8 protein-coding genes are annotated in these 8073 nt (G+C 37.5%); all 8 read left to right on the top strand.

What is annotated here, in order from left to right:
* The coding region (locus tag AWV70_RS13435) for a putative bifunctional diguanylate cyclase/phosphodiesterase (RefSeq protein ID WP_060208034.1) at window positions 1-1565 on the top strand (1565 nt) is incomplete at its 5' end.
* Between the two features lie 147 nt (window positions 1566-1712).
* Complete coding sequence (locus AWV70_RS13430; protein WP_060208031.1) at window positions 1713-2222, top strand: YfiT family bacillithiol transferase; 510 nt, start codon at window positions 1713-1715, stop codon at window positions 2220-2222.
* Between the two features lie 132 nt (window positions 2223-2354).
* Window positions 2355-2582, top strand: coding sequence for a hypothetical protein (locus tag AWV70_RS13425; RefSeq protein ID WP_060208028.1), 228 nt, complete (start codon window positions 2355-2357; stop codon window positions 2580-2582).
* A 12-nt stretch (window positions 2583-2594) separates the two neighbouring features.
* Window positions 2595-3737 carry a DUF1835 domain-containing protein gene (locus tag AWV70_RS13420; protein ID WP_060208026.1) on the top strand — a complete coding sequence of 381 codons (1143 nt, stop codon included), beginning with the start codon at window positions 2595-2597 and terminating at the stop codon, window positions 3735-3737.
* A 40-nt stretch (window positions 3738-3777) separates the two neighbouring features.
* Window positions 3778-4125 carry a hypothetical protein gene (locus AWV70_RS13415; RefSeq protein WP_060208023.1) on the top strand — a complete coding sequence of 116 codons (348 nt, stop codon included), beginning with the start codon at window positions 3778-3780 and terminating at the stop codon, window positions 4123-4125.
* Between the two features lie 54 nt (window positions 4126-4179).
* On the top strand, window positions 4180-4911 hold the full coding sequence (locus AWV70_RS13410) for a hypothetical protein (RefSeq protein ID WP_060208020.1): 732 nt from the start codon (window positions 4180-4182) through the stop codon (window positions 4909-4911).
* Between the two features lie 1788 nt (window positions 4912-6699).
* Window positions 6700-7278: a histidine phosphatase family protein gene (locus AWV70_RS13390; protein ID WP_060208009.1), complete on the top strand. Its 579-nt coding sequence runs from the start codon at window positions 6700-6702 to the stop codon at window positions 7276-7278.
* A gap of 159 nt (window positions 7279-7437) precedes the next feature.
* Window positions 7438-8073 (top strand): alpha/beta fold hydrolase (locus tag AWV70_RS13385; protein ID WP_235588665.1); only part of this gene is annotated, 636 nt, incomplete at its 3' end.

Genomic DNA, 8073 nt, shown 5'->3' with positions numbered 1-8073 from the left:
CTGGCAATTTTTTTGAAACGATCCATCGAGATGATGAAAATGCCATTCGGGATGAGTTAAAAACCTATTCCGATAGAACAATCAAAAAAACATTGCACAGGGAATTCCGACTTTATCACAAAGAGGGACACTTTATGGACGTGGAAGCTACTATCGTAAGTATTCACGAACATGCGCTTTCACTTGAAGAAGATGAATTACTCTTGATTGTGATGCGAGATATAAGTGAACGAAAAGATGCGGAAAAAGCTATTTATCAATTAGCATTCCATGATTCATTAACTAAACTTCCAAACCGACGATCGTTCATCAATCAGCTCCGTAATGAAATCATCGGCCGGAATTCATCTACGTCTAGGCTTTCCGTTCTGTTCCTTGACTTGGACAATTTCAAACAAATTAATGATCAATGGGGACATGACGCTGGCGACATGGTGCTAAAAGAAACGGCGAAGCGGATACGGTCAGTTATTCGCCCAACTGACATCGCAGCCAGATTTGGCGGAGATGAATTTGTCGTCATGCTGAAAGATGTACAGGATGAAAAGGATGTCATCACAATTGTCGAAGGGCTGTTACATCAGCTTCAGCAAACCATTCGCAATTCTAATCAGGAGTATTCAATCAGTAGCAGTATTGGGGTGGCACACTATCCGGCTCATGGGGAATCGGCAGAGGAGCTTATCAAAAATGCGGACACAGCACTTTATTATGTGAAAAAATGCAGCAAAAATGACTTTATGATTTTCAATCAGCAAATGGAATATCAATCTTTGGAGCGCCGAATACTTGAAAGCGCATTGAGGCAGGCAATCAAAGAGCAACAATTTTACCTAGAATATCAACCGAAAATGAATATGGTTACGAATGAATTGATTGGCATGGAAGCTTTGGTCAGATGGGAACACCCGGATTTGGGGATCATTCCACCGGCCAAATTCATCCCCCTAGCGGAAGAAACGGGACTGATCGTTCCGTTGGGAGAATGGATTCTCAAGGAAAGTTGCATCCAAGCATATGCCTGGCAAGACAGGAATCATTCACCGCTGCTTTTATCCGTAAATATATCGGTCCGTCAGTTGGAGGATCCGAATTTTGTAAGTAAAGTGATATCGATTTTACACGAAACTGGACTGGATCCAAGCAGGCTCGAATTGGAGATAACTGAAACTGTCTTGGTGAATGTCAATCGTATGGCGTCCATTTTAAAGGAAATTCAACAATTGGGCATTCGTATTTCAGTCGATGATTTTGGAACAGGGTATAGTTCCCTAAGTTATATTAAAGACCTTCCGATTGATACGTTAAAAATTGATCAATCATTTGTGAAGGACATTCATACGAATAAGGAAAGCAAAGAGATTGCGAAAGCGATCATTAACTTGGCAAATTCGATTGGGCTAAATGTCATTGCGGAAGGGGTCGAATTGAAGGAGCATGTTGAGGAACTTTGCGAGGACGGTACTATACTTGGACAAGGATATTATTTCAGCAGACCATTAAAAGTGGAAGCGTTTGAGGATTATATGAAAACTGTCTATAAAGCATCATTGAGTTTGAACTAATGCATACACTCTCCTAAGTATGAGGAGGGTGTATGTATTTTCAACTAAAAAGAATTGTTTGAAAATGGAGATTGCATTTATGGTATAATAGTTTGAAAGGGATTGTGTAATCGATACGAAAATAAGTAGGGAAAAGGGGATTTGAAAATGGACGTAAAATATCCGATTGGGGAATTGCAAGTTCCTGAAAACGTAACGCTAGCGGATGTTAAAGAATGGTTAAAGAACATCGAAGTGTATACGACTCGATTGAGGGACGTTGTTGGCTCATTACATGATGAAGATTTGAGCAGAACATACCGCGATGGCGCCTGGACAGTTCGCCAGCTTGTTCATCATATTGCGGATTCACAGTTGAACATGTATCAACGGTTGAAACTTGCATTGTCGGACGAAAATCCGACAGTACCGGCTTTTGATGAAGAAAAGTGGGCGATCCAACCAGATACACAGCTTCCCGTGGAAAGTTCCATTAAAATGCTGGAAGGTATCAATGAGCGCATCGTGTTTTTAGGAAAGAATATTACCGAAGACCAATTGGATAATGTTTTTACACATGAGAAAAACGGGGAAATCATAGTTGCAGCTAAACTTGCAAAATTAGCCTGGCACGAAGAACATCATTTAGCGCATATTAAAATAGCATTATCGAAATAATTTTGTCGGTGCTTGAGAGAGGAACGGGGCTGTCCGCTATTGTGAGTGATTAATAAGTGATATAACGTTTAGCCTCTCCAAGCACATTTCTGATAATAAGAATTTTACCTTACATATAACGAGGTGCGGCATATGAGTGATCGATTTGAACTAAGTTTTAAAAACAAGGTAGTTAGAATATGGTTGATCATTATGATTCCAACTGTGATTTTACAAATATTCCTTATCCTGTTCACTGAGTTGCCAAGAGTAATACCTGCAGGAATTCCTGGACTATCTTGGGTAAGTTTTTTTATTTGGCATTATTTTTATAGAAGAAATCAGAAGAATGAACACGCTGGCAAACTGGAGCGTTATTGAAAGTAAAAGGGGTTGTCTGTAATAAAAACGAAAGTCAATTATCCATTTGTTTATTTTTTTATAGAACATAATGCAGTTTTGGTTTATAAAATAAAAACACGACAATTTGTTACTGTTTCAGATATGAGTGAAAATGAGGAATGGCAAACATATGAAGTAGAACATGAAGATGCCTTTGAAACTTTTCATCATGAAAAGAGCAATCCACTTGAAGATAAAGGATATGTGATGAATCAAAACGATCTGAACCGAATGGTAGAAACCGTGAATACATACATTCAAAAACACCGGAATTCCTTTCCATCTAACTTAATCGAGGAGGATGAACAAGTTGCACCTGTACATATTGTTACCTCAGAATCTGCAGCGGGTTCTCTAAGAGTAGGGCTTGAAAGGCCTAAGGTTGTGATTGGTTTTCCAGATTCTTTGTCAATTGGGCCATTGTGTAAATTACATGAAAAAGCAGGACAAATGCTTCGCAATGAATGGATATATGACCATATTAATTATGAATATGATGATTTTGAGTATGAAAATAACTTTGCCAATACAGTGCGGGAGATAGCCGATATACCCGTTCAGTTCCCCATCTATATCTGGTATGGCGATAATGTCGACGAACAAATTGGTCTGCGCTTTCTTCTCTTTTTGCTGCGCGACAAAGCAAATGATATCTTTCTCATGAACTCCACCGAACTTTATGAAAGATACATACTGCCAAAAGTCGGGGGTCGGAAAATTTCATATACAGGCCATATCGAGTCAAAAGATTTAGGAATCCTATTTGAAAAAGGAAGGAAGGCCCAGCCTTTATCTGAAAAGGAACAGATGCAACTTCAAGAAGAGTGGCTTTTCTTGGCACAAACGAAAGAAGTCCTTCGGATATGGGCGATGGATGGGATAAAGGGCGTTCAAGAAAATCACTTCGATTCACTGATCATAAACACCATTGAAAAGATGCATCATCGGCAGGGGAAAATGGACTTTATCAAGGTTGGAATGGTGATTGGGGAAGTCCTATCTGGGACAAACGAAGGGGTTAATCCTTTCTTTTTAGAATATAGGATTCGGCATTTACTATATAATGGATTTTTTGATCTAAAAGGAATCCCGAAATCAATGAGGCATTACAGTATTAAAGTCCGAATTTACTAGATTTTTGTCTGAAAATTATACTAATGAATAGGTGCATTTCATGAAGGCATTTAAAAAGTTTATTGAATTCCTGAACAGACTAAAAGAGTTCGATATTTGGGGAGACAAAGATGAAGGTCTTTCTGATAAAGAAAAAGAACACTTGGCCAAAGTTCCAACTCAAAACCCTTATGGACTGATAGGATTGGTTTTAGGCGGAATTGCTTTTACGTTCGGTCCAAAATACGGTTTTATCCCAGTAATGACTCTTACTTTTTGCATCGTGACACTTTATACATTTGATAAAGAAAAAGAAGATAATCCTTGGCCATTTTACATAGGAATTGCACTTTCAGTCATTGGGTTGAGTATGTATATTATCGGAGAGACACACGAGCTTATCATCTAATTGAAGTACAATGAATTACCGCAATCGGCATGTGATCTGAAAGGGGGCGTACTATTGAAAAAATCATTGACGATGCTATATTCGATTATTTTCATCGGTTCTCTCCTCGTAGGTTGTTCTGTCAACCAAACGAATCCGAAAAAAGTAAAAGGCGATGGTGTAACGTTCAGTGAGTACTTTCATCCATACGATGAGTTGAAAAAAAGGGAAAATAGTAAATTCTATAAACCGTTTCCATTGAATGAAGTACAGTCGTCCTCCTTGCCTGATGAAATGAAAAAAGTTATAAATCCAATCGATCGGAATAGGTTGCCTTTTGAGGTTAAAGAGGAGAACGTCTATTTCGTCACTTCGAAAAACAAAGAAGGAAAAAAGATAAGCCAAGTTCAAGTTAGTTATCTTGGCAAAAACGAGTATGACAGTATAGATCAGTTTTTCATCATCTCAGTAACGGAAAGCGATCGAAATCCGCTGGAGGGTCATGACCTTTCGGACGAAGTGGATTTGGTTGGAAATAAATTAAAGAAAGAACGCCTGACGGATACCTTGCCAATCTATCAGCAAGTCCTCACAACAAATAGTGCCTTGCTGTATAGGTATTACCGGTATGATGAAGAAGATAACAAGATCGCAATCGTTGGTACTGCTGCAAATGAGTTTTACGCTTATCATAATGGTTACATTTATCATTTCGGCTATTTAATTGACAGGGAACAGAATGATGAAGAAATGCAAAAGAAGATGCTGCAACTTACGCGGGAATATATTTTGGGAAGCTCATCTTGAACCATAATGGAAAAAGTTTTGTAAAAAGGGCGTTGCCTAAATCTACTCTGGGAGCCGATAAATGAACATCAACAAGAAGGGTATAGCCCTTAACTGCCACTACAAGACTGTTTATGGTCTTGATTAAATAAACCATATTCCGCTAGGTCGTGCATCGAGTGAGATATCAGGAGGAATTGTATAATTACATTAAAGATATGAGAAAGCTGATTTGTCACGAAACCCTCTTCACAGTTGGTTGCGGAGTAATTATAGAAAACGAAGGATGCATATTACTGCAGCATCGTACTGATGAAGATAATTGGTGTAATCCTGTCGGGATCATTAAAATTTACAGGGTGATGCCAAATCAATCGAATCTTTGAGGGCTGACATTAAAACAGTTGGGGAGATTGAAAGACCGGAAGACTTGGTTAGTGAGCTAGAGACCTTTTTTTCACTTGATAGACCCAAAGAAGGTGTCTCTGAACTATGGTTATATGTTTTTTATCAGGATGATGGAAGTTCAATATTATATAACGATGGAGTAAACTAGCGAGTTGAGAAGCATATTAGAAGGTCAAGAACTTATACCGTTAACGGCGCAATTCTTGCAAAAGGATTTGCATCAATTCAGTAAAAGGACCATTTTGTTAAATAATGAATGGGGGATTGGATGCAATTTATTAAGAAATATGGTTTTTTAATTCTTTCAATTGTTATCACGTTGAAAGGTTTTTCGACATTAAAGTTTAGCGTTAATCTTGGAGCAAATTCAGCCAGTGCTTATTTAAGTTCTAGGGGTAGCATGGATACAACAGAGTTTTATGCTATTCAGTCCAAATTTATTATATCGAACATGATTACGGGCGGAATTCTATTGACTCTGGGTTTGGTATTTCTTTTTTTCTCCGTCTATAAACTATCTAAAGAAAATAGCTAGGGAATTCCCATTCGGGCGCAATTCTGGTAATTGCGTCCTTTCAACAATAGAGCGATTTTGCTGGGTAAACAAGGTAGCAATTTTTAGGATTGTTCATTGATTTGAATAGGGGTGATTGTATGTTTAGTTTTCAAACTTTTAAAGATAAACGGTATTGGATTCTTCTGTTTCCGTTCATAATCGTTTTGATTAGTGGTTCTGTATTTGGTTCTAATTATTTTGCAGAGAATCCTTTTATGGTCCCGATATTGTTAGTTTTAAATGCAATCCTGTTTTGGGGGATATACCACTTATGGAAATACATTGGAGATAAAAAACTGGGGGATAGTTGATGTCTTTAGCTTGTTCTTCAATCGGGCGCTTTTCTTCGAGAAAGATCAACGCTCAATTTTATAAAAAGGCGATCTAGTTGAAAATCGTGTAAGGGGCTGGGTTAAATTGTACATTGATTTTTACGGTAGTTTCAATTCAATTATTTTTGCTTTGCTGTTTTGGTGGATAGCTTTACTTTTATTTCAACGAATCGGGAATCGTTACCCCCAAAAAAACACTTGGAAGAAAGATATTATATTTTCCTTTTTCCAAAGTATATTCGTGATAATTTTACTTCCAATCTTAGCTTATTTCATTCGACCTTAATAAATATGTTATTGCATATTGTAGACTTCAAGGGAAGCGGGCGAACAAAGCTGGGAAGATGATTAAGGAGTTGTTGAGAATGATTCTATCGAAGAAAATCAGACTCCGACCAACTATTTTGGAAAGCGACCTTGAACCATTTTAAAGGAAACAAAAAAAGTAATCCGTTACCTAGAAGACTGGTGGCAAGATTGCAAAGTAAGTAAGAGTAAAGGGTGATATTGGGATTGACTACTATTGGGTTAATTAGACATGGGGTTACCGATTGGAATGATTTGGGGAAAGCACAAGGCACTTCAGACATTCCCTTAAATGAATTAGGCAGAAAGCAAGCTATTAATATCGGAAATAGACTTAAAGATGAAGGTAAATGGGATGTACTAATGTCAAGTGACTTATCAAGAGCTATTGAAACTGCACAAATCATTGGGAGTAAAATTAGCTTATCAGTTAGTCTGCATGATAAAAGGATCAGAGAGATAAATTGCGGGGAAATTGAAGGTACTACAGAAGAGATGCGGCAGGAAAGATGGGGAAGCGATTGGCGCGAAATTGATCTTGGGATGGAAAGTTTTGAGGACGTGGGGAAAAGAGGGATAGAATTCCTCGAAGAAATAGTCCATACATATAATGGCAAGCGAATATTGATAGTAAGTCATGGGGCGTTAATCGGTTTGACCTTACAACAGTTACTCCCTGCAATGTTCGAATCGACTCATATCGATAATACCTCATTAACGCTCTTGAATAATACTAATGGAAAATGGGATTGTTCACTATACAATTGTAAAAAACATTTGAGTTGAACGTTATTATATCGAACCTTAGCCCAGCCTGCATAAATTACATAAACTAATAAGTAAAAGTGTACAAATGTTATCGAGTATACGCCGTAGCACTTTTCGCTATTAAAGGAAATTGCAGATCCTGCTATGAAACTCCATTTAAAGCAATGGGAGGTAAACATGACAATAAAATTAGATGATGATACTAATCAAGTAAATATAAATGGTAAAAAAGTATATATCAATATTGTCGGGAGTGGAGAGGCTATCGTTTTCCTCCATGGCGGACCTGGAAGCCAACATCAATTCTTTCTACCTCATGTTTTACCCTTATCTAAAAGCTTTAAATTGATTTTTTTTGATCAGACTGGTTGCGGTCATTCAGAAGCTGGAAAAAACGCTCAATATTCAATGGCCGGGGAAGTGGAAAACCTGGAATTATTGCGAATAAAATTGGGTCTAAATCAAATGAACTTATTCGGGGAATCCTGGGGCTCTATGCTTGCATTACTCTATGCGACAACTTATCCAGAACGAGTAAATAAGCTCTTTTTAACTGCTGCAATAGGTGTAACTGCCGAGGGGTATAAAAGTTTTCGAAAAGAACTCCTGAAAAGACTTTCTATCAAAGATAAATTAAGACTATTTATGTTCTCAATAAAAAAAGGTGAGAATTTCAACGAAAAGATCTTGGAGATTTTAGACCCATACTATGTATTCTCGAAAGAAAATTTAAAAAAGAAAAAGAAATACAGGATGAACGAAGTGGCAAGTGAAATAATCGGTGATGATATAGTGGAAAACTATAATTTAACC

It is taken from the genome of Sporosarcina koreensis (assembly GCF_001531445.1).
Taxonomy (GTDB): domain Bacteria; phylum Bacillota; class Bacilli; order Bacillales_A; family Planococcaceae; genus Sporosarcina; species Sporosarcina koreensis_C.
This window is presented reverse-complemented; position numbering and strand designations above follow the sequence as displayed.